The organism is Acrocarpospora corrugata (assembly GCF_009687845.1).
In the GTDB taxonomy this organism is placed as follows: domain Bacteria; phylum Actinomycetota; class Actinomycetes; order Streptosporangiales; family Streptosporangiaceae; genus Acrocarpospora; species Acrocarpospora corrugata.
The window spans coordinates 1-25,561 of sequence record NZ_BLAD01000041.1; the positions used below are offsets into that span (position 1 = coordinate 1).

General features: G+C 68.0%; 24 protein-coding genes. 14 read left to right on the top strand and 10 right to left on the bottom strand.

Translation table 11 applies throughout. The annotated features are described in order from the left end of the window. Window positions 1-37: 37 nt before the first annotated feature. Genes Acor_RS08485 through Acor_RS08500 form a run of 4 tightly spaced genes read left to right on the top strand, consistent with a single transcriptional unit; the run spans window position 38 to window position 4,289 of the window. Window positions 38-889: an SDR family oxidoreductase gene (locus Acor_RS08485; RefSeq protein ID WP_246238505.1), complete on the top strand. Its 852-nt coding sequence runs from the start codon at window positions 38-40 to the stop codon at window positions 887-889. Further along, window positions 877-2,163, top strand: a complete 1,287-nt coding sequence (locus Acor_RS08490) for an MFS transporter (protein WP_170316850.1) — start codon at window positions 877-879, stop codon at window positions 2,161-2,163. The genes Acor_RS08485 and Acor_RS08490 overlap by 13 nt, the downstream gene beginning before the upstream one ends. Before the next feature lies 1 nt (window position 2,164). Beyond that, window positions 2,165-3,187 (top strand): methyltransferase, encoded by a 1,023-nt coding sequence (locus tag Acor_RS08495; protein ID WP_155336019.1) that lies wholly within the window; start codon window positions 2,165-2,167, stop codon window positions 3,185-3,187. A 13-nt stretch (window positions 3,188-3,200) separates the two neighbouring features. Then, window positions 3,201-4,289, top strand: coding sequence for a hypothetical protein (locus Acor_RS08500; RefSeq protein ID WP_155336020.1), 1,089 nt, complete (start codon window positions 3,201-3,203; stop codon window positions 4,287-4,289). A gap of 1 nt (window position 4,290) precedes the next feature. Here the strand turns inward: Acor_RS08500 and Acor_RS08505 are convergent, their stop codons facing one another. Continuing rightward, complete coding sequence (locus Acor_RS08505) at window positions 4,291-5,145, bottom strand: DUF1206 domain-containing protein (protein WP_422664794.1); 855 nt, start codon at window positions 5,143-5,145, stop codon at window positions 4,291-4,293. Between the two features lie 55 nt (window positions 5,146-5,200). On the opposite strand from Acor_RS08505, the gene Acor_RS45865 reads away from it, so the two are divergent. After that, window positions 5,201-6,364 carry a CHAP domain-containing protein gene (locus tag Acor_RS45865; RefSeq protein ID WP_170316851.1) on the top strand — a complete coding sequence of 388 codons (1,164 nt, stop codon included), beginning with the start codon at window positions 5,201-5,203 and terminating at the stop codon, window positions 6,362-6,364. Between the two features lie 43 nt (window positions 6,365-6,407). Here Acor_RS45865 and Acor_RS08515 read toward each other — a convergent pair whose 3' ends face one another. Together Acor_RS08515 and Acor_RS08520 are read right to left on the bottom strand one after the other, a co-directional pair. Further along, complete coding sequence (locus Acor_RS08515) at window positions 6,408-8,426, bottom strand: cellulose binding domain-containing protein (RefSeq protein WP_155336023.1); 2,019 nt, start codon at window positions 8,424-8,426, stop codon at window positions 6,408-6,410. A 142-nt stretch (window positions 8,427-8,568) separates the two neighbouring features. After that, window positions 8,569-9,138 carry a dihydrofolate reductase family protein gene (locus tag Acor_RS08520; RefSeq protein ID WP_155336232.1) on the bottom strand — a complete coding sequence of 190 codons (570 nt, stop codon included), beginning with the start codon at window positions 9,136-9,138 and terminating at the stop codon, window positions 8,569-8,571. 178 nt (window positions 9,139-9,316) lie between these two features. On the opposite strand from Acor_RS08520, the gene Acor_RS08525 reads away from it, so the two are divergent. Then, window positions 9,317-10,120 carry an SAM-dependent methyltransferase gene (locus Acor_RS08525; RefSeq protein ID WP_155336024.1) on the top strand — a complete coding sequence of 268 codons (804 nt, stop codon included), beginning with the start codon at window positions 9,317-9,319 and terminating at the stop codon, window positions 10,118-10,120. Window positions 10,121-10,130: 10 nt separating this feature from the next. On the opposite strand, the gene Acor_RS08530 is transcribed toward Acor_RS08525, so the two are convergent. Genes Acor_RS08530 through secA2 form a run of 3 tightly spaced genes read right to left on the bottom strand, consistent with a single transcriptional unit; the run spans window position 10,131 to window position 13,615 of the window. Next, window positions 10,131-10,793 (bottom strand): permease-like cell division protein FtsX, encoded by a 663-nt coding sequence (locus Acor_RS08530; protein ID WP_155336025.1) that lies wholly within the window; start codon window positions 10,791-10,793, stop codon window positions 10,131-10,133. Then, window positions 10,790-11,317 (bottom strand): SigE family RNA polymerase sigma factor, encoded by a 528-nt coding sequence (locus Acor_RS08535; RefSeq protein WP_155336026.1) that lies wholly within the window; start codon window positions 11,315-11,317, stop codon window positions 10,790-10,792. Before Acor_RS08535 ends, Acor_RS08530 begins: the two co-directional genes overlap by 4 nt. 48 nt (window positions 11,318-11,365) lie before the next feature. Further along, the gene (gene secA2 / locus Acor_RS08540; RefSeq protein WP_155336027.1) at window positions 11,366-13,615 is read right to left on the bottom strand and encodes an accessory Sec system translocase SecA2; all 2,250 of its coding nucleotides are present in this window, start codon (window positions 13,613-13,615) and stop codon (window positions 11,366-11,368) included. A 128-nt stretch (window positions 13,616-13,743) separates the two neighbouring features. On the opposite strand from secA2, the gene Acor_RS08545 reads away from it, so the two are divergent. The 3 genes from Acor_RS08545 to Acor_RS08555 all read left to right on the top strand — a co-directional run bounded on the left by Acor_RS08545 (window position 13,744) and on the right by Acor_RS08555 (window position 16,898). After that, window positions 13,744-15,318: a phytoene desaturase family protein gene (locus tag Acor_RS08545; protein WP_155336028.1), complete on the top strand. Its 1,575-nt coding sequence runs from the start codon at window positions 13,744-13,746 to the stop codon at window positions 15,316-15,318. A 26-nt stretch (window positions 15,319-15,344) separates the two neighbouring features. Then, on the top strand, window positions 15,345-15,710 hold the full coding sequence (locus Acor_RS08550; RefSeq protein ID WP_155336029.1) for a VOC family protein: 366 nt from the start codon (window positions 15,345-15,347) through the stop codon (window positions 15,708-15,710). 330 nt (window positions 15,711-16,040) lie between these two features. Then, a complete protein-coding gene (locus Acor_RS08555; protein WP_155336030.1) occupies window positions 16,041-16,898 on the top strand; it encodes a DMT family transporter in 858 nt (285 codons plus the stop codon). Window positions 16,899-17,001: 103 nt separating this feature from the next. Here the strand turns inward: Acor_RS08555 and Acor_RS08560 are convergent, their stop codons facing one another. Next, window positions 17,002-18,150 carry an FAD-dependent monooxygenase gene (locus tag Acor_RS08560; protein ID WP_155336031.1) on the bottom strand — a complete coding sequence of 383 codons (1,149 nt, stop codon included), beginning with the start codon at window positions 18,148-18,150 and terminating at the stop codon, window positions 17,002-17,004. A 55-nt stretch (window positions 18,151-18,205) separates the two neighbouring features. Here Acor_RS08560 and Acor_RS08565 point away from each other — a divergent pair, with 55 nt between their 5' ends. Further along, window positions 18,206-18,784: a TetR/AcrR family transcriptional regulator gene (locus tag Acor_RS08565; RefSeq protein ID WP_155336032.1), complete on the top strand. Its 579-nt coding sequence runs from the start codon at window positions 18,206-18,208 to the stop codon at window positions 18,782-18,784. Window positions 18,785-18,881: 97 nt separating this feature from the next. Here the strand turns inward: Acor_RS08565 and Acor_RS08570 are convergent, their stop codons facing one another. Together Acor_RS08570 and Acor_RS08575 are read right to left on the bottom strand one after the other, a co-directional pair. Beyond that, window positions 18,882-19,472 carry a GNAT family N-acetyltransferase gene (locus Acor_RS08570; protein WP_155336033.1) on the bottom strand — a complete coding sequence of 197 codons (591 nt, stop codon included), beginning with the start codon at window positions 19,470-19,472 and terminating at the stop codon, window positions 18,882-18,884. Between the two features lie 69 nt (window positions 19,473-19,541). Then, window positions 19,542-20,081 (bottom strand): YdeI/OmpD-associated family protein, encoded by a 540-nt coding sequence (locus Acor_RS08575; RefSeq protein WP_218034193.1) that lies wholly within the window; start codon window positions 20,079-20,081, stop codon window positions 19,542-19,544. A gap of 97 nt (window positions 20,082-20,178) precedes the next feature. On the opposite strand from Acor_RS08575, the gene Acor_RS08580 reads away from it, so the two are divergent. The 4 genes from Acor_RS08580 (at window position 20,179) to Acor_RS08595 (ending at window position 24,693) form a co-directional block, all read left to right on the top strand. Beyond that, window positions 20,179-21,117, top strand: coding sequence for a phosphotransferase family protein (locus Acor_RS08580; protein WP_155336035.1), 939 nt, complete (start codon window positions 20,179-20,181; stop codon window positions 21,115-21,117). Further along, the gene (locus Acor_RS08585; protein WP_155336036.1) at window positions 21,118-22,326 is read left to right on the top strand and encodes an acyl-CoA dehydrogenase family protein; all 1,209 of its coding nucleotides are present in this window, start codon (window positions 21,118-21,120) and stop codon (window positions 22,324-22,326) included. Between the two features lie 71 nt (window positions 22,327-22,397). Continuing rightward, window positions 22,398-23,570, top strand: coding sequence for an acyl-CoA dehydrogenase family protein (locus Acor_RS08590; protein WP_155336037.1), 1,173 nt, complete (start codon window positions 22,398-22,400; stop codon window positions 23,568-23,570). A 34-nt stretch (window positions 23,571-23,604) separates the two neighbouring features. Beyond that, window positions 23,605-24,693, top strand: a complete 1,089-nt coding sequence (locus Acor_RS08595; RefSeq protein ID WP_155336038.1) for an acyl-CoA dehydrogenase family protein — start codon at window positions 23,605-23,607, stop codon at window positions 24,691-24,693. A 72-nt stretch (window positions 24,694-24,765) separates the two neighbouring features. Here Acor_RS08595 and Acor_RS08600 read toward each other — a convergent pair whose 3' ends face one another. After that, window positions 24,766-25,368: a TetR/AcrR family transcriptional regulator gene (locus Acor_RS08600; protein WP_155336039.1), complete on the bottom strand. Its 603-nt coding sequence runs from the start codon at window positions 25,366-25,368 to the stop codon at window positions 24,766-24,768. Between the last annotated feature and the right edge of the window lie 193 nt (window positions 25,369-25,561).

A 25,561-nucleotide genomic window follows, 5' to 3' on the forward strand; every position in this document is an offset into this window, starting at 1 on the left:
GGTTAGGGGTGGGTCGGGGCGGCCTGAGGGATGTGATGTGGTGGTGGGGGATCTTGGGTTGCCGATGTTCGGGCTGGGGGTGGAGAGGTTTGCGGAGTTGGCGGGGGAGGTTGATGTTATTTGTCATAACGGTGGGGTGATTAATTTTGCCGAGAGTTATGGGGCGTTGAAGGCGGTCAATGTTGGGGGGAGCGTTGAGGTGCTTCGGTTGGCTGCGTTGGGGGGTGGTATTCCGGTGCATTATGTTTCGACGTTGGGGGTGCATTTGGGGGATGCGTATCGGGGGGTTCGGGTTACCGAGGTGGATGAGCCGGTGGATCCGGCGGGGGTGCGTGGGGGGTATAACCAGAGTAAGTGGGTGGCGGATCGGTTGATGGCGGAAGCGCGGCGGCGGGGGGTTCCGGTTTCTGTGCATCGGCCGGCGCGGATTGGGGGCGACAGCCGTACCGGGGTGGGGAATGATGGGGATTATTTCTCGCGGCTGCTTGCTACTTGTGCTCGGGTGTCGATGGTGCCTGATCTTCCGTATGAGGAGGATGTCGCGCCGGTGGATTATGTCGCGGATGCGATTGTGTATCTGCTGGGCCGGCCGGCGGGGGAGGATTATCACTATTACAATTCCGCGACCATTTGCTATGGGGAGATAGCCGAGGTCTTGGGGGCGCGGCTGGTTCCGTGGCGAGAGTGGCGGGAGGCCGTTGTCGGGCGGTTGGCGGAATTGCCTATCGCGCCGTTCGCGACGGTGCTTTCGGAGGAGACGCCGGTGTTCTCTCGGCCGGTGTTCGATTGTTCGCGTACGGAGCGGGTTCTGGCTGAGGCGGGGATTGTCTGCCCGCCTGCCGATCGGGGGCTCATTCGTGCCTACCTGGAGGCGATGTGTCTGATCTGATCCGGTTCGGGATTGTGTGGTGCTCGTCGCTGCTCTCGGGGGTGGGGTCGAGCCTGACGGGGTTCGTGCTGGGCGTCTGGGTTTATCAGACGACGAGTTCGACCACGCTGTTCGCCCTGGTCATGCTGTCGGGGCTGATTCCGGCGATTCTGGTGGGGCCGTTCGCGGGGGTGATCGTCGATCGGTTCGACCGGCGGCGGGTGCTCATCGTGAGCGACTGCTTGACGTCGGTCAGCACCGGGGTTCAGGCGTTGCTGCTGTATTCGGGCAGTCTTCAGGTCTGGCATATCTGCGTCGGATCGTTCGTGGGGGCGATCTGCGGGACCGTACACATGACGACTTATCAGGCGATGACGCCGTTGCTCATTCCGGAGCGGCATCTGGCCAGGGCCAACGGATTCATGCAGATCAACGTCGCGGCTCAGATCGCGGCGCCGCTGGCGGCGGGGGCGTTGCTGGCGGCGATCGGGATGGCGGGGGTGCTCGTCCTCGATCTGGTCACGTTCGCGATCGCGGTCGGCACGCTGGTCGTGCTGCGGTTGCCGGCCGCGGTGCTCAGACCGCCGGGCGGCGGGTCGGTCAACGCGCCTCTGGCCGATCTTTCGTACGGCTGGCGCTACCTCAGGGAACGGCGCGATCTGCTTGCCATCGTGCTGGCGTTCACGGGGTTCAACTTCACCTTCGCGATCGCGGGGGTGCTGATCCAGCCGCTGATCCTGTCGTTCGGGTCACCGGGGGTGCTGGGCGTGCTCATGTTCGCGGGCGGGGCCGGCGTCTTCGTCGGCGGCCTGGTGATGGGCGTGTGGGGAGGCCCGAAACGCCGGATCCGCGGCATGGGTCTGTTCATGCTGCTCGGCAGCGCCTTCCTGGTGCTGCACACGATCCAGCCGTCGGCGCTGCTGGTCGGCGTCGCGGCGGCCTGCTTCCTGTTCACGCTTCCGGTCGTGCACGGCACCGGCAACGCGGTGCTGCAGAGCAAGGTCGAACCGGACGCGCTCGGCCGGGTGATGGGGACCGCGCACACGATCGGCGGCGCGGCGACCCCGTTCGCGTACCTGCTGGCGGGGCCCCTCGCCGAATACGTGACGGAACCCCTGCTCAGTCCCGGCGGCGCTTTATCCGGAAATATCGGCGCGCTGATCGGAACCGGACCCGGGCGCGGGATCGCGTTCCTGATCCTGCTGGACGCCCTCGTCCTGGCCGCCGTCGCGGTGGCCGTCCTCACCGTTCCCCGCCTTCGCCGGGTGGAGACCCTGGCCCCGGCGGTGGCCTGACATGCCACTCGATCTTCCTCCGGACGAAGCCGCCCGTTTCCACACCACCGGCGAAGCGCCCGCCGCCCTGCTCGATCTCGTCGGGTCGATGGCGAACCAGGCGGCCGTGACCGCGCTCCGGCTGGGTGTCTTCCCGATGCTGTGCGCGAAGCCGTACAAGGCGGCGGAGGTGGCCGATTCGCTCAACGCGGATCAGGACGGGCTGGAGCTGCTGCTGGCCTTCCTGACCACAGCTGGATATCTGACATGCGACGCCGAAGGCCGATATTTCGTCCTGCCGACCACCAAGGCGTGGCTCGGAACGGGGTACGGCACCGCGCTCCGGCTCTGGTCGGCGATAGTCTCCGAATACTGGTCGGACCTGGCGGAATCCATCGCCTGCGGCCCGAGGGCGGACTTCTACACCTGGCTCGGCGACCGGCCGTTCGAATTGGGGCTGTTCCAGTCGCTGCAACGTGGCCTGGCCGAATGGATGATCCCGGAAGTGCTCAATCTCGCCTCAGTTCCGGAGAATGCCCGCAACCTCCTGGACGTCGGCGGCGGCCACGGCTGGTACGCGACCGCCTTCCGCGACCGGCACCCCACCCTCACGGCGACAATCGCCGATCTCCCCTCAGCACTCGACCCCTACGGAGAAAACCCCACCCACCCAATCGACCTCGCGAATCCCGATTTTTCCGGACTAAGTCCCGACGTGATCCTGCTGTTCAACGTGCTCCACGGATTCCCCGCCCACCAAGCCGAAACCATCGTCCACACCGCGGTCCGCGCACTTCAGCCCGGCGGCGTCATCCATATCCTGGAAACGACCAGCCAGCCACGCGGCGGTGTCGCCGAAGCGGCCTTCACGGACGGATTCGCGCTCAACCTGTGGCTCACCCAGGGCGGACGCCTCCACCCAACAGAGGAATTGTCCGGCTGGCTGATGAAAGCCGGATGCGCCGACGTCCGCATTACCGAACTGGAACGATCGGCCAGCCATACCCTGCTCAGCGCAAGCCCTGTTCCGCCCGATCCGCGGTAGATAGCGTGGGCTGGTGACCGACTGGCGTGCGATCGCTCATGAGCATTATCCCGATTGGGGCGATGACGACTCCGCCATCTCCGCCGAAGAAATCATCCGGCTGGACGCCCTCGGAGTCCGCCACAGCCCGGCCGCCGACTGGGACCGAGGCCCCTACCAGCCGCTTGAGGCTTACGGCATCGAGCTGCCCGTGCTCGCCCTGGTCGTCTACGACCCGCAGGAACTGCCGCAGGACCGGGAATGGCTGGCCGCGAAGAACTTCTCCGACGGGATCTTCTGCTCCCACAACGCTGACATTCTCACCATCCTGCGCCCCCGCTCCCCGGAAGGTCTGGCCCAGTTGGCGGCGGCTTATCACCGTTCTAACATCGCGTTCGCGGACCTCAATCAGACCATCGAATACCGGGACAGGCTCCGCGAATTCCTCGGGGCCGACTGCGCGGTCAGCTACCGCTGGTGGAGCGAGGCCCGCTTCCCGATCGACCTCGACTGCCTGGCCGCGCTCACCGACGAACAGGTCGCCATCCCCGAAGCGGACGACGTGCGGCTCCTCGTCATCGCCGCCAACTCCGACGACCGCGAGCCCGAGCTCGAGCCAGCCTACGAGCCGGCGCCCGCGAGCTTTGAGTTCGGGCCGTTCGTCACCATCGCCGAATACCAGCGGCAGGTGGCCGACCAGGAAGAACCCGAGCACCGTCCGGTGACCGAGGCCGGGCTGACCCTCCCCGTGCTGGTCCTCGCGACGTACGGCGACCTGGACGATTCGGTCAGCCGCGAACACACCTGGTACGCCATCGATCATGACCGCGAGCGTTTCGCCACCGTTCTGGGGCCCTTGCCCGCCCTCGCCGAAGGCGTGGCCACTCTCGCGGCCGAGTTCTCCGGGTCCGTACCGGACGACGATGAGATCCCGTTCGACCGGATTCTCGCCTACCGCGCCCGCCTGAAGGAACTCCTCGGCGCCGACTGCGTGCAGAGCTTCCGCGGGTTCTCGCCGAGCGTGTGCCCGATCGACCTCGAGTTCCTGGAGGCGCTGACCGGCCGGCCACTCGCCGCGTACACCGATGATCCGGGCAGTTGGGAGATCATGCTGCTGGTCTGACTCAGGTCCGGTACCAGCGTGCCTCGGCGAAGCAGTACACCGCGAAGAGCATCACGCCGATCGCGACCACGACGAGCAGCCACGGCCCCACGGGCGTGTCCGCCAGGGCCCGCAGCGCGCCGTCGATTCCGACCGCCTTGTCCGGGTCGTAGGTGAGAGCGGCCTGGCAGATGAGGCCGCCGGCCGCGACAGCGATCATCCCACGGGCGATATATCCAGCCTTGCCGAGCCGCACCACGGTGGACCGCGCTCGCGCCTCGGTGACGTTCATGTGCCGCATGAACCGCTCGGTCCAGCCTTCCCGGATCGAGTACACCCCGAGCGCCACCAGCCCCAGCCCGAGCAGCCCGACGAGGATCGGCCCGGCCGGCAGGTCGAACAGCAGCCGGGTGAGGTCCTTGGACTGGTCGTCGGTCGAGGTCGCGCTCTTGCCGTACAGCAGCAGGCCGAGTAGCGAGATCACCAGGGCGACGTACATGACGACCCGGCCGGCCGCCTCGACGCGTTCCATCGTCTCGGGTGAGCCGAAGATCATTTCACCGACCTGCCAGAGGGCGAGTCCGGCCAGCCCGAACGCCATGATCCACAGCAGCAGCTCGCCCAGCGGGCGGCTCGCCACCAGGTGGATCGCGCCGCTCTTGTCGGCTTCCTCACCGGTCCCGCTGCCCAGGCCGATCTGCAGCGCGACCAACCCGATAAGCCCGTAAAGCACGCCTCTCGCGGCAAATCCAATCTTCGCGGCCCGGTCCAAAACCGGGTGTTCCGCCACGCTTCTGGCGATCTTGTGTACAGGGCTCGTGCTGACCATGGGCTCCTCCTCAGGCCGGGGGTGCCCCTGTCCACTGCTCTCCCGCATGCATTCCAAACCAAAAGTAAAGTTTGTCACGGTTTTTTGTGTTTTGGGGGGTGTTGTGATTAATGTCCGGTTACTCGGCCGTGACCCAACCCCCCAGGAGACCCCCATTTCCAGCATCGCGGACAAGCTGCTCGATGCGGCCCGGCAGGAGCTGGGCTACACAGTCGCACACGGTAAGAACAGCAAGTACGGCACCTGGTACGCGGCCGGCGCCTCCGCCGGCTTCGCCCACGCCCCCTGGTGCGATTCTTTCGTCTCATGGGCAGCCAGCACCGCCGGCGTGACCAAGTCCGTCGGCAAGTTCGCCCACACCCCCGACCACCAGGCCTGGTTCAAGACCCAGAAGGCCTGGTCCGCCCAGCCCCAGCCCGGCGCCGTCGCCTTCCTCAAGCAGGACGCCCAGGTCGGCATCGTCGAGCAGGCCGCCGACGGCCGGGTCACCACCATCGAAGCCCTGCACGGCAAGGTCCAGCGGGTCACCCGCCCCGAATCGGACTTCGCCGGGTACGGCGTGCCCAAGCAGGTCGAAACCCCGCTGTTCCACGGCAACACCGTCGCCTCCTACTTCTGGGACGACGGCTCGGGCGTCAACGGCGACACCGGCATGCCCGCCTCCGGCAAGCCCATGCAGAAGGGCATGGCCGCCAGCCCCAGCTGGCCGATGGGCACCAAGGGCTACGTCATCTACAACGGCCGCAAAGCCGACTTCTTCGTCGGCGACCGGGGACCGGGCAACCCGTCGGGCAGCGGGATCATGCTCGATCTGGACGGCCAGACTTTCGCCGAGCTGACCGGCGGCGACTGGAACCACTCCAGCCTGACCGTCAGCGGTGGCCAGGGCCACATCAAGATCGACTATGTGATCACCAAGTGGGGTCCCGGCCTGGGCAAGAAGGGCGCCCCCGCGCCCTTCTCCAGCGGCGCCTACAACATGCGCGACAGCTCGGCCCCCGAAGCCCCCACCCCCAAGTTTCCGACCGCCGATCTCTCCGAAGTGACCAAGATCTGCGCGGTCGCGCCCGCCGCGAAAGCGGTGGCCACCAAGAAGGCCCACCCGACGGCCGTGGGCACCGCTACCCCCGCCCTCCAGAACGCGGCCGGCGAGACGCCCACCCACGAGGTCCCCGTCGCCGGCGTCGTCAGCGTGCTGCTCCTGTTCGCCGTCGCGACCGCCGGGGTCCGGCGCGTCAGCCGCCCCGCCCGCGGCCGGCACCGCTGATCATCCCTGGGACCACCTCAGGTCCCAGGGACGATCGCTCTTCCTAGAGAGTCGTGCAGACCGTTCCGTTCAGCGTGAAGACGGACGGCAGCACGTTCGGGCCGCTGTAACTGCCGACGAACCCGATGTTCGTGGACGCGCCGGCGGCCAGTGCGCCGCCGACGACCTGGACGTTGGAGCCGGTCTGCGTCCAGGTGGCGTTCCAGCCGCCGTCCAGGCTCTGCCAGGTCCTCGGCCAGCTGAAGCCGAGGGTCCAGCTGCTGACCGCCGCGCCGTTGTTGGTGATGTCGATCGAGCCGACGTAGCCGCTGCCCCAGTTGGACTGGTCGCTCAGCTTCACCGAGCAGGAGCTGGTGGCGGGCGTGCCGGTGGTGAAGGTCAGCGGCGGGGAGGCCCACGAGACGCCGCCGCCGGAGTCGCGGGCGATCACGTTGACGGTGTGGCGGGTGCCGGGCGTGAGGTTGTGCACAGTGAAAGACGTGCCGGCGGTCTCCCCGAACTGGCCGCCGCTCTGGCGGTGGACCTCGTACTTCACGATCGGGCGGCTGCCGGGGGTGGCGGCGGGCCAGGAGATGGTCGCGGCCGTGTCGGTCACGGCGGAGGCCGCGGGCTGTCCCGGCGCGCCGGGCAGACCGGTCTGGGCAGAAGAGGGATGGACGATGATCGTGGTCAGGGAGAGCGGCGGAAGAGTCTGGCTGGTGGCGCTGCCCGCGGCCGAGGTGGTGATGGCGGTGCCGCCGTTGACGTGGGTCAGCACGCTGGGCGCTCCGGCGGCCGGGCTGAACCCGGCGTAGCCGATGGTCACCGGGTAGGCGGTGTCAGTGGAGGCGTTGATCAGCAGCACCGCCAGGTCCCCGTTGGGGCGGCGGGCGGCGTGCGCGGTGACCTTCGCCTGACCGGTGGCGGCCTTGACGAACTGGTCGCCGGGACGGACGAACCGGCTCATCATCTGCAGCCCGTAGTACGGCGCGAACGGCGTGTTCACCGCTGGCTCGCAGGTGCTGCCGTCGGCCGTGCAGGTGGCGTTGGACAGCAGGCCGAAGTCGCCGTAGTCGGTCTGCCCCTCGATCTGCCGGACGCTGCCGATGCCGTTGTGGACGTTCCACCAATCCACCGTGAACACGCCGTTGGCCAGCAGCGTGGCATACGCGTCGGCGGCGGCCAGCGCGCCGGGCTGGGTGTTCTCCCCGTTGCCGCTGGTCCCGGTGTTGAACTCGGTGACGGCGATGCCGATCCGGTCGGAACCCGCCCCGGCGTGGGCGGTGATCTGCCGGCGGGTGAGCTGGATCATGTCGGTGATCTGGGCGGCCTTGTCGTAGGCGCCGGGATACCAGTGCAGGATCACGAAGTCGATCTTCGATCCGGCCAGGGACAGGACGACCTTGTTCCAGGTCCCGTCGTCGCCGCCCGCGACGATCCCGTCGGGCCAGTTGGCGGCCGTGGTCAGCACCGCGCCGATCTTGATCGTCGGGTCGACGGCCTTCATCGCGTCGGCGTACGCCACCACGTTGCGCGCGTACTCGGCCGGGCTCTTGTCGGCGTGGTCGTCGGCCTCCCAGGCCGAGCCGTAGTGGCCGTTGCCGTAGATCTCGTTGCCGATCTCCCAGTACTTCACGCCGTAACCCTTGGTCACGTTGCTGTAGCGGACCCAGGCGGCGGCCTCCGCGGCGGTGCCGGTGCCGTAGTTGGCGGTCACCATCGGCTTCGCCCCGGTACGGCGGGCGGCGCTCATGAAGGTGTCGAAGTCGGTGCCGGGGGCCACGTAGCCGCCGGGGGCGGTGTGGTCGGCCCAGTGGTAGATGTCGGAGTAGGAGCCGCCGGGGTAGCGGAGCAGCTGCATGCCCGCGTCCTTGAGCCGGTCGGCGGTCTCGTTGGTGCCCAGATAGCTGTCCCAGATCGCGTGGTTGGTGCCGATACCGGTGTCGGGGACGGTCGCGAGCGCGGCCCGCGCGTTGACGGTCACGGCGACCGGGGGGATCTCATCGGCGTACGTCGGGGGAACGTGCAGGGCGGTCAGCGTCAGCAGGACGGCCGCCGCGGATCGCAGGAGCGTTTTCGGCATCGATGGTCCTCGCCTCGAAGATGGTTCTCACTCGAAGCCCGCTCCTGACCAGAAGGCACCACGATCTTGCGAGCTGACGCCCCGCCCGTCAACCGGCCGTGAAACTTTCACGCGGCCGGATTTGTCGATGCAGGTCAGCCCCTCAGTCGACCGCGGGCCGCCGGTAGCGGAGGAGGACCACGCCGTTGCCGAAGGCCCTGGTCTCGGTCAGCCGGAGCTTCGTCCGCGTCTCCGGGACCTGGAACAGGGGTGTTCCCTCGCCGAGCACGATCGGGTGGACGAAGAGCCAGTATTCGTCGATCAGGTCGTGGCGCATGAACTCGGCGGCGAGGGTGGCTCCGCCGACCGCCAGGTCGCCGCCCGGTCGCGCCTTGAGTTCCAGGACCTCCTGGGGAACGACCGCGCGGACCAGGGTGGAGTTCCAGTCGACCCGGTCCAGTGTCGTGGAGTAGACGATCTTGGGCATCTCCCGCCAGATCCGCGCGAATTCCGCCATGGGCGGCGACACGTCGGGAGCCTGGTCGGCGGTCGGCCAGAACTCGGCCATCAGCTCGTAGGTGACCCGCCCATTGAGGAAGGCGCCCATCTTCGCGAGCTCCCGGTTGAAGAACCAGTGCAGCTCGTCATCGACCAGATGCCAGTCCAGATCATGGTTCGGCCCTTCGAAGAACCCGTCGATGGACACCGACATCCAAAGAACGATCTTCCGCATCACGCTGCTCTCCCGTCGTGCGATGGCCTGCCTGAATCTTAGAACACGCGATCGAATGGTTCTGACCATCTGAAGATCGTGATATGACGAGGTGTCAAGCATCCGGGTGGAATTATGGTGCGTCGTCACACTGTGGGTTCGCTGAGATACGATCCGCTGGGTATCGGAGGTGTCAGCGATGATTCCGGCTGGAACAGGGCCCCGCACGCCGAGCGCCACCCGCGTGCACGACGCGCTGCTCGGGGGCAAGGAGAACTTCGAGGTCGACCGCGCGGTGGCCGACCGGCTCGCGCAGATCCTGCCGGACATCGGCAAGATGGCGCTGAGCAATCAGGCGTTCGTCGGGCGCGCGCTCCACCACCTCCACCGGGCGGGCATCCGGCAGTTCCTCGACGTCTCCTCGGGGGCTGGCCTGGCGGCCGTCCGCGCCACCCACGACACGCTGCGCGTGATGGACCCCGGAATCAGGGTCGCCTACGTGGACACCGACCCCATGGTCCTCGCCCACGCCCGCCTCCTGGTCGACGAAGCCGGCACCCCGCTGCGCGAGACCACCGCGCTGATCCGCGCCGACATGCGCCGCCCCGAACTCGTCCTGGGCCACCCGGAGGTCCGCACCCTGCTCGACCTGACCCGCCCGGTCGCCCTGCTGGCCGCCGGCATCCTGCACCTCTACCCGGACACCGACGACCCCCAGGGCATAGTCCGCGGCTACATGGACAAACTCGCCCCCGGCAGCCACCTGGTCGCCACCAACATGCACGCCTCCGGCGAGGCCACCACGATCGCCCTCCAGCAGGCCTTCCAGCTCGCGGTCGGCACCGGCTGGTTCCGCACCCGCACCGCCATCGAGGGCTTCTTCGAGGGCCTGGACCTGGTCGAACCCGGCATCGTCCACCTCGCGGGCTGGCACCCCGACGAGCCCCACGAGCTGGCCCCCTGGGAACGAATCGTCCTTGGCGGCGTCGCCCGCAAGCCCTGAGCGAGGTGTCTCAGGACACCAGAAACGACCCGTCCTCCAGGTACAGAAGCGTCTGGCACCGCAGGATTCGCGGGTCATCGGGTCCGAAGTCGTTGAAGCACTTCTGGTTGACGACATTGGACACGCCGGGCAGACCCTTGGCCGCTTGGATGGTGGGCGTCCAGTCGACGTCCTCTTTCATCTTCAGCCAGAACGACTCGGGAAGGTCGGAGGGCTCGACGACGCGGGCCAGCGTGGCATTGGCTTCCTTGCGGATGAATTCGTCGTAGGACGTCTGGTGATCCTTGAAGGTGACTGATGCGACCTGAGGCATCGCCCTGAGCGCCTGCTCGATGTTCACCTTCTGCTCGGACGTCGCGGCTCCGTTCGTCTGGCAGACGGGGAAGGGTGATTCTTCCGGACAGAGGTAGACGGATAGCTCCGGGTCGCCGGGGCGATGTTCGTGGACGAGCATGGGGAATCCCATCGTCATCGTGCGCAGCTGCTCGTTCGTCTCCCTCACCTGGAGGAAGGCGGCCGTTCCGCCGGCCAGTAGCAACGTCGTCATGGCGACGGCGAGCGTCCGCCCGGTGATCAGGCGTCGTCGTGGAGCCACCAGCGTCCGCAGGGTGGCGGGGCCCACCGTCCGGCCTGCCTCGTCGAGCGCGTCGCGCAGCCGGTCCTCGGTTCTCATGCGTCCTCCCCCAGCGCCCGGCCGAGCGCGGCCAGACCTCGTGCGATCGTGGACCGCGCGCCGCTGGCGCCGATCCCCATGGTCTCCGCGATCTCCAGATCGGAGAGGTCGAAGTAGTAGCGCAGAATCAGCGCCTCACGCTGGCGTCGCGGCAGTTCCCGCAGGGCCAGGAGCACTTCCCGCCGGTCCTCGCCGACCAGCGCGGCGCTCTCGGCCGACCAGATCGGCGGCTCGTACGGCACCACCCGCCGAACCGCCACCCTGCGTTTTCTGAGCACCGATCTACACCCGTTGAGTACGGCGGATCGCACATAGGCCAGCGCTCTGTCCGGATCGCGCAGGCGCTTCCGACCGGCGTGGGTGCGCGCGAACGCCTCCTGCACGACGTCTTCGGCCGTGGCCCGATCGCCGACCATCATCAAGGCCAGCCGTACCAGTCCGAGCTGGTGGGCCGCGAAGATCGCGGCCACGTCTACCGAGGCTCGGACGCCAGGCTCCCCGACGGAGAGCAGTTCGACTTCCATATCTCAGAGACGCACCGGACGCCGTGATGCTGCTTTTTGCTGGATAATTCAGCCCTTGCGGCGGCGGGTGCCCTTGATCGCGCTGGAGACCCGCTTGAGGATTCGGTCCCAGTCGGAGCCGAAGGGGTTGTCCGAGACCAGATACGTCCACGTCGCCGTCGGGCGTTTCATGCCTTGTTCGGACAGGGGCTGGTCAGGGTCGTACGCGGCGAAGCTGGCCGTGGAGCGGCTTTCGATCTCCTGGAGGAGTTTGCGGTAGGCCGGAATGGCTTCGCGGTTGAACTCGTCGATGGGGTTGAGGCGGCCGAGGGCGCGCAGGTGGATGCCTTCGCGCAGGTCGCCGAGGAAGCCGAGATGCTCGGTCCAGCACTGGTCGAGATGGAACAGGACGATCTGGCGGGCGGCTTCGGCGATCTCGGCTTCCGAGCTGGCGGCGACCAGTTCGGCGTAGCGCTCGGGGCGGGCCTCGGCCAGGGCCTCCGCGCCGGCCTCGCCGTAGAGGATCTTGTCGCGGTGTTCCAGGATCTGGCGGCGCTGCTGCTCCAGCACCCGGGTGTAGCGCCAGGTATTGCGGTGGATCTCGACGTTCACGCCTTCGGCGACGCGCTGGGCGTGGCCGATCAGGTAGTCGGCCTGCCGGTCGCGGATCTGGCGGTCCCTGCCGGGGGTCGGCAGCGCCTCGTCCGGCGCGTACGCGGTGAGGAGCTGGTCGTCGCCGCTGACGTAGAAGACCGACGCGCCGGGGTCGCCCTGGCGGCCGGACCGGCCGCGGAGCTGGTTGTCCAGGCGGCTGCTGGTGTGCCGGCCGGTGCCGATCACCAGCAGGCCGCCGAGTTCGGCGACGCCGTCGGGGCCGAGGCGGATGTCGGTGCCGCGGCCGGCCATCTGGGTGGAGACGGTGATCGCGCCGCGTTCGCCGGCCTGGGCGATGATCGAGGCTTCCTCGGCGTCGTTCTTGGCGTTCAGGACGACGGGGGCCAGGCCGCGCTCGCGGAGGTGGGCGTCCAGCTCCTCCGATTCGGCCACATCCAGGGTGCCGATCAGGATCGGGCGGCCGGTGGCGTGCTGGGCGGCGATCTCCTCGACCAGCGCGATCTCCTTGTCGATCGTCGTCGCGTAGACGCGGTCGGGTTCGTCGATCCGGACGCACGGCTTGTTCGGGGGGATGACGGCCACTTTGAGGTCGTAGAACTCGCGCAGGTTGTCGCCGACCGCGACGGCGGTGCCGGTCATGCCGGCGATGGTGGGATAGCGGGTGAGCAGGCCCTGGATGGTGATCGAGTCGAGGATCTCGCCGGTTTCCGACGGGGAGAGCTTCTCCTTCGCCTCGACGGCGGCCTGCAGACCGTCGGGCCAGCGCTGGAGCTGGGCGACCCGGCCGCGGGAGGCGTTGATCAGGTGGACGCGGCCGTCCCTGACGATGTAGTCGACGTCGCGGGTGAGCAGGGCGTGCGCGTGCAGGGCCAGGTTGACTTCGGTGACGGTGGCCGCATGGTCGTACAAGGAGATGCTCAGCGCCTTTTCCACCGTGTCGGTGCCTTTGGCGGTGAGGTGGACGGCGCGGCCCTCGTCGTCGATCTCGTAGTGGTAGCCGCGGGACAGCCGCCGGACCAGCGCGGCCATCTCCGGGACTGCGGCGCCGGGGTCGGCGGCGCCGGCCAGCACCAGCGGGACCCTGGCCTCGTCCACCAGGACCGAGTCGGCCTCGTCGACCAGCGCCACCTGGGGGACCGGCTGCACCAGTTCGGCGGGGTCGGTCCGCATCCGGTCGCGCAGCAGGTCGAAGCCGATCTCGCTGACCGCCGCGTAGGTGACGTCCTTGGCGTAGGCGGCGCGGCGCTCCTCCGGGGTGGAGGTCTCCGAGACCCAGCCGACGGTGAGGCCGAGCGCGGTGTAGAACGGCTCCATCCACTCGGCGTCGCGGCGGGCCAGGTAGTCGTTGACGGACATCGCGTGCACGCCCTGCCCGCGCAGCGCGAACCCGGCGGCGGCCAGGGCACCGGAGAGGGTCTTGCCCTCGCCTGTACCCATTTCGACGACATGTCCGGCCAGCATGGCGAGCGTGCCCAGCAGCTGCACGTCGTAGGGGCGTTCGCCGATCGTGCGGTGGGCGACCTCGCGCACGGCGGCGCAGAAGGTGGCTTCGGCGAGGGCGGCCGTCCGGAGCTCATCGAATGACAAATCGCGCATCCGGGGCTCGTGCTCCGCGGCCCCGGCTACAACGCGCTCGAAGCGCGCAAGATCAACGCTTCCCGGTTTGTCAAGGAAGCGCCTGATCAACTGTGGTAGAGAGGCCACGCCCGCTCCAACGAGCCGCACGATTGGTCGGTTCCAGGATGTCCGATTTCGCGAAACCCTGGAAGATCCGATGCTAGCCGCAAGGCGACCCTTGCGCTTTGACTGGCTATTCAGTCAGTCTATTGAGTATGAATGAGATCGCCGCACAGCTGGGCCGGGTGGGCCTGCCGGAGCCGGTGTCCGCGCTGGCGGCGCGGCGCTGGGACACGATTGTGGTCGGGGGCGGACATAACGGGCTGACCTGCGCCGCGTACCTGGCCAGGGCCGGGCAGTCGGTCCTGGTTCTGGAGGCCAAGGAGCGGCTGGGCGGGGCCGCCACGCTGGAGCGCCCATTCCCGGATCAGCGTTTTGTGATCAGCCCGTGCGCGTACGTGATCGGGCTGCTGGACGAGACCGTCATCCGGGAACTCGATTTGCACCGGCGCGGCCTGGAGGTCTATCTCGCGGACCCGCAGCTGTGGATCCCGTTCGACGACGGCACCGCGTTCGCGCAGTGGATGGACCCCGACCGCACCGAGGCCGGGCTGCGGGACTTGGGCGTGTCGCCCAAAGACATCGCCGGATATTTCGCTTATGAAGAGATGTTCGATCAGATGCGGATCAAGCTCAGGAAGGGTCGCCGCGACTCCTGGGCCGGGGATTCGCCGTCCAGGGACGAGCTGGAAGCGATGCTGGGCGGGGACAAGCACCTCATCGACGTGCTGTTCCGGGCATCCATCGAGGAAGTGCTCAGCGAGTACGTGTCCGACACGCGGCTCAGGGACGCGCTTTACGGGCAGGGCATCATCGGCACCTGGGCCGGGCCCAAGGATCCCGGCACGGCCGCCGTCAAACTGATGCACTTCATCGGCGAGGTCGAGGGCCACGGCGCGGCCTGGGGCTACGTCAAAGGCGGCATGGGCATGGTCAGTTTCGCCATCGCCGACGCCGCCCGCGAGGCGGGCGCGGTGCTCGCCGCCGGGGTCCCGGTCGGCGAAGTGCTGCCCGGCGAAGGGGTAAGGCTCGACGACGGCACCTTCATCGCGGCCAGGACCGTGGTCAGCAACGCCGACCCCAAGCGCCTGATGACCATGGTCGGTAACGTTCCTGCGGATTATCGCCGCAGGATCGACGAATGGGACATCCGCAGCCCGGTGGTGAAGTTCAACGCCGCGCTGGACCGGCTGCCGTCGTGGAACGCCGCGCCCGGTGAGACGTTCATGGCGCGGGGCGTGGTGGACGTCATCTCCACGCTCGACGAGGCGCAGTCGGCGTTCGAACGCTGCGCGGCCGGGGAGCCGGCGGTGGGGTTCGGGGAGATCTACTTCCAGACGTCGCATGATCCGACTCCGGCGCCTGAGGGCAAACACCTGGTGAGTGTGTTCGGGCAGTACGCGCCGTACGGGATGGACTGGGACACACGGCGGGAAGAAGTGGCCCGGCAGTTCATCGATCTGATCGGGCGGTACGCCCCTGACTTCGAGGATTGCCTGATCAGCTACGAGGTGCTGGGTGCGCCCGACATCGAGGCCCGGGTCGGGCTGACCGGGGGGCACATCTTCCAGGGTGAGGTGCGGCCCGATCAGATGTGGGAGAACCGGCTCACTCCGCGCACGCCGATTCCGGGGGTCTATCTGTGTGGTGCGGCGACGCATCCCGGGGGCAGCGTGATCGCGCTCAACGGGAAGAACGCGGCGATGGCTGTTATAGCTGACATGGCCTGACAGGTATCTGCGCGAGACTCGGTGACATGACGACGATCGCGAAACTGATAGCGGTAACCATCGACTGCGCCGAGCCGAAGACACTGGCGGAGTTCTATTCGAAGATCACCGGGTTCGAGGTCCAGTACGCGGAGGACGAGTACGCGGGGATCGGGGACGGGTCGACAAGTATCTACTTCCAGCGCGTACCGGATCGGAAAGCGCCGAGCTGGCCGGGGCCGGACAAGCAGTTCCATCTGGACTTCAGGGTTGCGGATGTGGACAAGGCCGTCGAGGAGTACGTCGCGCTGGGTGCGACCAAGCCGGAGTTCCAGGCGGGGACGGGCTGGGTGACGCTGGCCGACCCGGAGGGGCATCTGTTCGACGTGTGCCCGCCGCGCGAGGACGGGTAACCGGGGGCGGGTCGGCGTGGCCTGCTGAAGGGCAGGTCACGCTTCGGAGCATGGTCGTTCCGCCCGCTGGTTGAACCCGGCCCGCCGTCCAGGTGAATCGGACGTAATTGTCGCTGAGAGGTGACAGCCGGCTGCCTGGGTGGCGGGTGCGGCGGTTGTTGGTGGGTGTTCGTCGGTGATGTCTGCTGGTCGTGAGTGGATTGTGGTGTTTTGTGGTTGTTCTGGATGGAACGGGTAAAGATCGGGTCAGAAGATGGATGTCGGGGGCACCGCACTTTGTCCCTAAGCTAAACGGGTGACCTCCGACACGTTAAGCCTCGGCCGGTGCCCATGACCTGGGTGGGGATTACGATCGCCCTGGTCGGGGCGCTTGGATACGCGCTGGGTGCCGCCTTGCAGCAGCGCGAGGCGGTTGCCCTGGGGGCCACGTTGCGGCTTATGGGCCGGACGCGGTGGTGGGTCGGCGGGGTCATCGGCTTTGCGGGGGCGTCCCTGCACGCGGTGGCGCTGAGTTTCGCGCCGCTCATCGTGATTCAGCCGATCAGCGTGGCGACGCTCGTGTTCGCGGTGCCGTTGGCGGCCTGGTTGCACGGCCGGCGTCCGCATCGGGGTGAGATCACGGGCTCGGTGGCGGTGGCGGTGGGGTTGCTCAGCTTGATGCTCCTGATTCCGTCGCATGATGTGGTGCCGTCGTTGTCCAACGGGGCGGCGATCGGGCTGCTCGCGGTGGTCGGGGTGTTCACGGGGATTTGTTTCACGATCGCGCGGTTTCTGAGCGGGCCGGCGAAGGCGCTCGCGATGGCGGTCGGGGCGGGGTCGGTCACGGCTACCGTGTCGACGTTCGTGCGGGTTGTCGGTGGTGGGCTGGGTGGGGACATGGCCCGGCTGCTGCACTGGTTCACGGTGGCGATTCCGGTGCTGCTGATCTGTGCGGTGGTGCTGCTGCAGAAGTCTTACGCGGTGGGATATTTCGGGATCGCGTATGCCGGGGTGCAGATTGTCGATCCGATCACGTCGGTGATGGCGGGGGCGCTGCTGCTTGGTGAGCCGGTGCCCACGGGGGTGGGGCATGTGATTCCGGCGATAATCGCGACCGTCTTACTCATCGGCGGAACGATCACCTTGAGCCGACTGACACCTGATCATTCCCATCCGGCCCCCGCTCCGGCTCCCGCGCACGTCGGCTGACGTTTCGGATCTGCTCCGGTTTTGTTGACTTTTCGGGATCTGCCCGCCGTCCGCGTTCGGATGGGCGATGTCGACGATGGCGCTCGCGGGCATGTGGGAGAGCTCAGTTCTGCGGTGGGTGCCAGTCGAAGACGGGGTCCATCTGGCGTAGGGCGGCGGTGGGGCCGAGTTTTCCGAGTAGGGCGATCATGGTGTTTCTGGCGGTGACGGCCAGAGGGTTGCGCCACGAGGTCATTCGGCAGATCGTTCTGGATCGGGCGACGATGGGGGTCGTGCGGGGGAGTCGGGTCGCGGAATAGGCTTCGAGGCTTTCGGGGTGGGCCGGGTCGGCCAGGTGGGCGAGGACGATCGCGTCCTCGATGGCCTGGCAGGCGCCTTGGCCGAGGTTGGGGGTCATCGCGTGTGCCGCGTCGCCGAGCAGGGCGATCCTGCCTCGGTGGAAGGCGGGGAGCGGTTGCTCCAATGAGTAGATGTCGTGCCGTAGCACCTTCGCGGGGTCGGCTTCGGCCAGGAGTTTCGGGATCGGATCGTGCCAGGTGCCGAACAGGCGGACGAGTTCGGCCAGTTCGCCGTCCTCGGCCTGCCGGCCTGCGGGGACGCGAGCGGTGGCGTAGCAGTAGACCTGGTCGTCGACCAACGGCATGACGCCGAAGACGAGGCCGGGGGAACCCCAGGATTCGGATGTGGTCAGGCCGCTGCCGGTGGCGAGGAGCCGCCAGCTGGTGACTCCGGCGTACACCGGTCCTGGATGGTCGGGGAAGAGGCGCGCGCGGGTGGCCGAGTGAATCCCGTCGGCTGCCACCACCAGGTCGGCCGGTAGTTCGTCCCCGTCCGCGGTTGTCACGACCGGCCGGTCCGCCGTTTCGGTTATCGACGAGACGGAGGTGTTCAGCCGGATCGTTCCCTCGGTGAGGCGTCCGGCCAGTAACTCGACCAGCGAGGACCTGCGGAGGAGGACGGTCGGGTCGCCATACCTGGCGTTGGCGGTTTCCGCGCTGGTTCGGGAGAGCCAGCGGCCGTCTGCCCGTCTGATTCCGGCGGATCCCTGCATCGCGGCGAGTTTCCGCACCTGATCGCCGACGTCGATCGTGTCCAGCGCGCGCAGCGCGTTGGGGGCCATCGCGAGCCCTGATCCCACCGGCTCGATCGACGGCGCGCGCTCCAGCACCGTGACCTCCCAGCCTTTCCGCTGGAAGGCGGCGGCTGCCGCCAGTCCGCCGATTCCCGCTCCGACCACCGCTACGTGTGCCATGACATCCTCCACTACATCTGTAGTGTCACTGTACTACAGATGTAGTATCAGTGGAATGACGACAGCACGCGCCGCACTCGTCGGAGACACAGCCATCGCGATCCTGGCCGAACGCGGCATGCGCGGCCTCACCCACCGCGCCATCGACGACTCCGCCGGACTCCCGCCCGGCTCGACGTCCAACCTCGCCAGGACCCGCGCGGCGCTCCTCGAACTGACCCTGGCCCGCCTCACCGAACTGGAGGAAGCCGACTTCGCCGCCCTGATCCACCGAGCCGCCCCACCCGGCCCAGACCTGCTCGCTGGCCTGGCCGACGTGATGGCCGAATCCATGCACCTGGCCATCACCGTCGACCGAAACCGCACCATCGCCCGCTACGAACTGGCCCTGGAAGCCACCCGCCGACCGGAACTCCGCAAGGTCTACGACGAAATCGGCCGCCGCTTCCGCGACCCCGCCGTCGCCCTCCTCACCGCCGCGGGTTCCTCCGATCCGGTACGGCACGGGCGTCAGGTGGTGGCCTTCGGCGAGGGGATGCTTTTCGACGCGGCGGTGGGGGCGGGCTCGATTCCGTCGCTGGCGGACCTGAAGGCGGCTTTCGCGGAGTTCCTCGCGGGGATTCTGGCGCGTTGATCGTGGAGGCGCGGCGGCGAACTAACACGCCGGCGGCGAACTAACACGTCGGCGGCGCCGAGTCCGCCGGGACAGCCGCGTGACGATGGAAGACCCATTACTGGGCGGTCAGCAGGCGGTTCTGGAGGCGGGTCCGGTGGTCGGGCCACTCGTCGTCGAGGATGCTGAAGTAGACCGTGTCGCGCCAGGTGCCGTCCGGGCGGGGACGATGGCGGCGCAGGGTGCCCTCGTGGACGCCGCCGATTCTGCGGATGGCGGTCTGGGAGCGGACGTTCATGATGTCGGTCTTGAGCTGGACCCGGTTGAAGCCGAGTTTGTCGATCGCGTGGCCGACGAGCAGGAGCTTGCATTCGGTGTTGACGGGCGAACGCCAGTGGGCCTGCCCGTACCAGGTCCAGCCGATCTCGATGCTGCTGTCGAAGCCGGGGCACCCCAGGTAGGTGCTCCAGCCGATCGCGCTCCCGTCGCGGATCACCGCCAGCGGCAGCGCGTGCGGGTCGTCGATCAAACTCGATGCCACGGCGGCCAGTTCCGCCTCCGTGCGCGGCGTCGAGGCGGGCATCCACCGCCACACCTCGTCATCGCCGCCTCCCGCCGCGAACAGCTCAGGAACATGATCGAGAGTGAGCGGCTCAAGCCGTACATAACGACCTTCGAGGACGACAGGCGGAGGCATCGTGGCAGTCATGAGCGTCAGCCTAAACGCGAAGTGGTCACTTCTGGATGGCCACTATCGCCCCGAATGGAGAGACCACTTTCATTTCTTCCCCGGCGGCGTGAGCACGGCCACGCGCCGCCCCTCAGCCGAGTCGGAGATCAGCTGGGTGAGCCTCTTGAGCCGCGTCTCTTCCCTCTTCGCGCTGGTCACCCAGTGCGTGGCCGCCCGCCGATAGTACGGTGCCTGCCCCTGGAACCACTCCCACGCCGCCGGCTCGGCCCGGAACTTCTCCTCGTACTCCGCGGGCAGCTCAGCCGCCTGCCCCTGCTCGTAGGAGTAGACCACCGACCGATCCGCCGTCCGCTGATCGAACACCTCCTGCCCCTTCGGATGCACCAGCCCGGACTCGACTAACTCCTGGAATCGCGCGATGTTCACGGCGCTCCAGATGCTCCGCGCCTTCCGCGGCGTGAACCTGATCTTGTACGAGTCGTCGTCCACGCTCTTCCGCACCCCGTCGATCCACCCGAAACAGAGGGCTTGGTCGACCGACTCCGGCCATGTGATGCTCGGCTTCCCGGTGGACACCTTGTAGTACCCGACCCACAGCTCGGTCTGCGCATCGTGATTGGCGACCAACCAATCACGCCAGTTTTCGGGGGAAGAAAAGAACATAGGTTCCATACCGCCAGGGTAGCGTTCGACAGGCATACCGGCTGGTCGGTACGCTGCGGGGGTGAACGTTCCCGGACTCGATCTCCCTCGTCTCGCCGATCATCTGGAGCGGATCGGCCTGACCAGAGGTCCGCTCACCGCCGAAGTCATCCACGGCGGAAAGTCCAATCTCACCTATATCGTCCGGGACGAATCCCGCACCCTGGTGGTGCGGCGCCCCCCGCTGGGGCATGTCCTCGCCACCGCCCACGACATGAGCCGCGAATACCGGGTCATGTCCGCTCTGCAGGACACCCCGGTTCCGGTCCCGGCCACCTACCACCTGTGCCAGGACCCCGACGTCATCGGCGCGGACTTCTACGTGATGGAGTTCGTGTCCGGCGGCCAGCCGCCCATCACCCCCGCCCTGGCCCGAGACCTGACCGACGTCCTCGCCGCCCTGCACTCCATCGACCCCGCCTCTGTCGGCCTCGCCGACTTCGGCCGCCCCGACGGCTTCCTGAACCGGCAGGTCACCCGCTGGAAACGCCAGCTCGACGCGTCCCGCAGCAGAGAAGTCGCCGGAATCGACGAACTCCACGCCCGGCTGGCCCGAGCCGTGCCCGACTCCGGCTCGCCCGCGATCGTGCACGGCGACTTCAAACTGGGCAACACCCTCATCGAGGACGGCCGCCTCAAAGCCGTCCTCGACTGGGAGATGTCCACGCTCGGCGACCCGTTCACCGACCTCGCCCTTTTCCTGCTGTATGGCGACTTCGCCATGCTCGACACCGGCTTCGCGGCCGACACCGGCGACCTGGCCGCCCACTACGCCAAGGCCTCCGGCCGGGACCTGTCCAGACTCGGGTGGTATATCGGCCTGGCCTGCTTCAAGCTCGCGGTGATCGCCGAGGGCATCCACTTCCGCTACACCCAGGGGCTCACCGTCGGAGATGGCTTCGCCGAGATCGGCGGCACGGTCGAACCGCTGGTCGAGCGCGGTCTGAGAGAGGTCGAATAAATGGATTTCGGCTACGACGAGACGACGAGGGAGCTGGCCGGGCGGCTGTCGGCCTTCATGGACGAATGCGTCTATCCGGCCGAAGCCGCGTTCGAGGAGCAGGCCGCCGAGAGCGGTTGGAGCGCTCCGCCGCTGCTGAACGATCTCAAGGAGGAGGCTCGCCGGCGCGGCCTCTGGAACCTGTTCCTCCCCGGCGACCACGGCGGCGCCGGCCTGACCAACCTGCAGTATGCGCCGCTCGCCGAGATCATGGGCAGATCCCCGGCCATCGCCCCGACCGCCACCAACTGCGCCGCTCCGGACACCGGCAACATGGAGGTGCTCGCCCAGTTCGGCACGGAATGGCAGCGTAAGGAATACCTGGAACCGCTGCTCCGCGGGGAGATCCGCTCCGCGTTCGCGATGACCGAGCCCGACGTGGCCTCCTCCGACGCCACCAACATCGCCACCTCCATCGTCCGCGACGGCGACGAATACGTGATCAACGGCCGCAAGTGGTTCATCACCGGCGCGATGAACCCCAACTGCAGGGTCTTCATCGTGATGGGCCGCTCCGACCCGGACGCGCCCTCCCACCGCCGCCAGAGCCAGATCCTTGTCCCCCGCGACACCCCCGGCCTGACGGTCAGGCGGGGGATGACGGTCTTCGGCTACAACGACGGTGACCACGGCGGCCACGCCGAGATCCTCTTCGAGGATGTCCGGGTTCCGGCCGATCACCTCATCGGCGAGCAGGGCGGCGGCTTCGCCATCGCCCAGGCGCGGCTCGGCCCCGGCCGGATCCACCACTGCATGCGCCTGATCGGCATGGCCGAGCGCGCGGTCGAGCTGATGTGCCGGCGGGCGCTCGGCCGGACCACGTTCGGCAAGCCGATCGCCCAGCAGGGCGTGGTCCAGGACTGGATCGCGGAGTCCCGCGTCAAGATCGAGCAGCTCCGCCTGCTGGTCCTGAAGACCGCCTGGCTGATGGACACCGTCGGCAACCAGGGCGCCCACACCGAGATCCAGTCCATCAAGATCGCCACACCGATCGCCGTGGAGTGGATCCTCGACAAGGCCATCCAGGTGCACGGCGCCGGCGGCGTCAGCCAGGACTTCCCGCTGGCCGCCCTGTGGGCGGGCGCCCGCAGCCTGCGCTTCGCCGACGGCCCCGACGAGGTCCACAAACGCTCCCTCGCGTACCGCGAGCTGAAGAAGTACATGGGCTAGTGATTGCACCGATGTCCGCCCGGTTGATCATGCGGTACGACTGGGTTCCTGCTCAACAAAAGGGGAAATAGGTGGATGCGACAGCGGTACGGGAGCGGGTGTCCGCGCTTCTGGCCGAGCACGACCCGGCGACGACCGACCCGACGGAATTCCTGCGCGCGCGCTTCGACGCCGGCTTGGCCTGGCTGTACTTCCCGGTGGGGCTGGGCGGCCTCGGCGCCTCCCGCGACCTGCAGTCACTGGCGGACCAGCTGCTGCGCGGCACCCCCGACAACGACCCCGGCCGGATCGCCATCGGCCTCGGCATGGCCGCGCCGACCATCCTGGCCTTCGGCACCGAGGAGCAGAAACGACGCTTTCTGCGCCCGCTCTACACGGGGGAGGAGGTCTGGTGCCAGCTGTTCAGCGAGCCCGGCGCCGGTTCCGACCTGGCGTCACTGGCCACCCGGGCGGTCCGCGACGGTGACGAATGGGTCGTCGACGGGCAGAAGGTCTGGACCTCGGGCGCGCATCTGTCGCGCTGGGGCATCCTGGTCGCCCGCACGGACCCGGACGTTCCCAAGCACCGGGGCATCACCTATTTCATCTGCGACATGCACGCGCCCGGTGTCGAGGTGCGCCCGCTGCGCCAGATCACCGGCGAGGCCGAGTTCAACGAGGTCTTCCTCACCGGGGTGCGGCTCAGCGACGAGTTGCGGCTCGGCGAGATCGGTGACGGCTGGCGGGTCGCCCAGACGACGCTGATGAACGAGCGGGTGGCGATCGGCGGCGGCACGCCGCGCGGCCGCCGGAGCATGATCGGCCTGCTCGCCGACACCTGGCGGGAACGGCCCGAACTGCGCAGCCACGACCTGCACCAGCGGCTGCTCAAGCTCTGGGTGGACAGCGAGATCATGCGCCTGACCGGAGCCCGGCTCAGGGAACAGCTGGCGGCGGGTCACCCCGGGCCGGAGGGTTCCGGGATGAAGCTCCTGTTCGCCCAGTTGCACCAGGAGGCGTCCGGATTCGAAGTGGAGCTGCTCCGCGACGAGGGCCTCGGCTACGACGACTGGAGTTTCCGCCGGTCCGACGGCGTCGACTTCCTCGGCCGCGGCGCCGGATACCGCTACCTGCGCGCGAAGGGCAACTCGATCGAGGGCGGCACCTCGGAGATCCTCCGCAACATCGTGGCCGAGCGGGTGCTCGGCCTGCCCTCCGAGCCTCGCGTCGACAAGGACGTGCCGTGGAAGGACCTGCCCCGATGACCGTGATCGTGCCCGCAGGAAAGAGGGTGCTCCAGTGACCCTGCTGTACACCGAGATCGAGGAACAGCTGCGGGCCGCGGTCCGGGACCTGCTCACCGACAAGGCCTCGCCGGGCGCGGCCGACGACGGGGAGCTGTGGAAGGCGCTGGCGCGGGACATCGGCGTTGCCGGGCTGCTGATTCCGGAGGAGCTTGGCGGCGCCGGGGCCTCGGCCCGGGAGGCAGCGGTGGTGCTGGAGGAGCTCGGGCGCGCGGTGACGCCGGTGCCGTATCTGACCAGCGCCGTGCTTGCCACCCGTGCGCTGCTCGGTGTTCCCGATGCAGAGGACCTGCTGGAACGGCTGGCGGCGGGGGAGATCACCGCGGCTCTGGCGGTGCCTTTCGGGTCCTCGCCCTACCGGTCGCCGCTCTCCACGCTCGGCGACGGAGCACAGGCCGTCAGCATCGCGGGTTCGGCGATCAGCGGCCAAATCGCCGCCGTCGCCGGCGCGGATGTGGCCGACGTCCTCGTCGTTCCGGTGCGGACCGGGCTCGCCATCGTGGCCGCGGACGATCCGGGTGTGACCGTGACCCCGGTGACCTCACTTGATCTCACCCGGCCGATCGCGACCGTGGAGTTCGCTTCGGCCGCCGCCCGGTTCGTCGCCGTCGAGCCGGGTGCGGTGCGGGACACGCTCGCCTTCGGCGCGGGGTTGCTGGCCTCGGAGCAGCTCGGCGTCGCCGAATGGTGCCTGACCAGCACGGTCGCCTACCTGCGGGAACGTACTCAGTTCGCTCGGCCGGTCGGGTCGTTCCAGGCGTTGAAGCACCGCCTGGCCGATCTCTGGCTGGAGATCGTCGGGGCCCGTGCCGCCGCGCGGAACGCCGCCGATCAGCTGGCGGCGGGATGGTCGCACAGCGCCAGGGTGGCGGTGGCGGTCGCGCAGGCGCACTGCGGGGCGGTAGCTGTACACGCGGCGGAGGAATGTGTGCAGTTGCACGGGGGGATCGGGATGACGTGGGAGCATCCCGCGCATCTGTATCTCAAGCGGGCCAAGACCGATGAGATCGCGCTGGGGACGCCGGGTGATCATCGGGAGGCTCTGGTGGGGCTGGTCGATCTACCGGGGCCGGTTCGGGCGTGAGGCCGCCGGTTCGGGCGTGAGGTCACCTGAGGTCACCGGTTCGGGCGTGAGGCCGCCGGTTCGGGCGTGAGGTCACTTGGCTTCGGGGCGTAGGGAGGCGAGCAGGAGGTCGGCGAAGTAGCGGCCGACTTCCTGGCCGGAGAGCTCGCCTTCCGGGTGATACCAGGTGCCCAGGTGGTGGACCGAGCCGAAGAAGAAGTCGACCGCCATCTCGGCGGGGATGTCCGCGCGGAAGATTCCGCTGCGCTGGCCTTCGGTGACCAGTTCGCGGAAACGTTCGTGGTAGCGGCGGCGTTCGGCGCGGACGACCTTGCGGGTGTCCGGGGCGAGCTGGTGGTTCGAGCGGAAGAAGATCTTGGAATCGTCCAGGTTCTCGACCGTGGTGACCACCACGTCCAGGGCAGCGGCGTGCAGGCGCTCCTCGATCGGGCTGTCGCCCTCGGCGAAACGGTTGAGGCGCTCCATCTGCATCCGCAGCACCCGGCCGTAGATCTCGCGGAGCAGATCATCCTTGGAGTCGAAATAGTGATACATGGCGCCCTTGGTGACGCCGGCCGCCGCGACGATCTCCTGGACCGACGTGCCCTCGAAACCGCGCTCGGCGAACAGCCGAGTCGCCACGGAGAGTAGTCGTTGCCGGACCGGTTCGTCGATGGTCGATGCCGTGCGCGCCATGTGCAGCCTCCTTAGCCAACGACAAGCATACCGACTGGTCGGTCAAGAAGTTCGGAGTTGACGCCGGTGAACCATGTTGGCGGCAAAACCGATCCGGGATGGCGGGAGTGTGTTAATTACATCACCTTGCGAGACTTGGAACTCCTGATTGGGTACAACTTAGGTAAAGCAGACCTAATGTTCGGGGAGCACA

What these genes read in the sequence shown, in the direction of transcription:
- Acor_RS08530 (WP_155336025.1), bottom strand. Translation starts at nt 10,793, where the DNA reads ATGAGAACCGAGGACCGGCTGCGCGACGCGCTCGACGAGGCAGGCCGG.
- Acor_RS08495 (WP_155336019.1), top strand. Translation starts at nt 2,165, where the DNA reads ATGCCACTCGATCTTCCTCCGGACGAAGCCGCCCGTTTCCACACCACC.
- Acor_RS08560 (WP_155336031.1), bottom strand. Translation starts at nt 18,150, where the DNA reads ATGGCACACGTAGCGGTGGTCGGAGCGGGAATCGGCGGACTGGCGGCA.
- Acor_RS08600 (WP_155336039.1), bottom strand. Translation starts at nt 25,368, where the DNA reads ATGGCGCGCACGGCATCGACCATCGACGAACCGGTCCGGCAACGACTA.
- Acor_RS08535 (WP_155336026.1), bottom strand. Translation starts at nt 11,317, where the DNA reads ATGGAAGTCGAACTGCTCTCCGTCGGGGAGCCTGGCGTCCGAGCCTCG.
- Acor_RS08515 (WP_155336023.1), bottom strand. Translation starts at nt 8,426, where the DNA reads ATGCCGAAAACGCTCCTGCGATCCGCGGCGGCCGTCCTGCTGACGCTG.
- Acor_RS08545 (WP_155336028.1), top strand. Translation starts at nt 13,744, where the DNA reads ATGAATGAGATCGCCGCACAGCTGGGCCGGGTGGGCCTGCCGGAGCCG.
- Acor_RS08555 (WP_155336030.1), top strand. Translation starts at nt 16,041, where the DNA reads ATGACCTGGGTGGGGATTACGATCGCCCTGGTCGGGGCGCTTGGATAC.
- Acor_RS08525 (WP_155336024.1), top strand. Translation starts at nt 9,317, where the DNA reads ATGATTCCGGCTGGAACAGGGCCCCGCACGCCGAGCGCCACCCGCGTG.
- Acor_RS08565 (WP_155336032.1), top strand. Translation starts at nt 18,206, where the DNA reads ATGACGACAGCACGCGCCGCACTCGTCGGAGACACAGCCATCGCGATC.
- Acor_RS08570 (WP_155336033.1), bottom strand. Translation starts at nt 19,472, where the DNA reads ATGACTGCCACGATGCCTCCGCCTGTCGTCCTCGAAGGTCGTTATGTA.
- Acor_RS08585 (WP_155336036.1), top strand. Translation starts at nt 21,118, where the DNA reads ATGGATTTCGGCTACGACGAGACGACGAGGGAGCTGGCCGGGCGGCTG.
- Acor_RS08505 (WP_422664794.1), bottom strand. Translation starts at nt 5,145, where the DNA reads ATGCGGGAGAGCAGTGGACAGGGGCACCCCCGGCCTGAGGAGGAGCCC.
- Acor_RS08520 (WP_155336232.1), bottom strand. Translation starts at nt 9,138, where the DNA reads ATGCGGAAGATCGTTCTTTGGATGTCGGTGTCCATCGACGGGTTCTTC.
- Acor_RS08550 (WP_155336029.1), top strand. Translation starts at nt 15,345, where the DNA reads ATGACGACGATCGCGAAACTGATAGCGGTAACCATCGACTGCGCCGAG.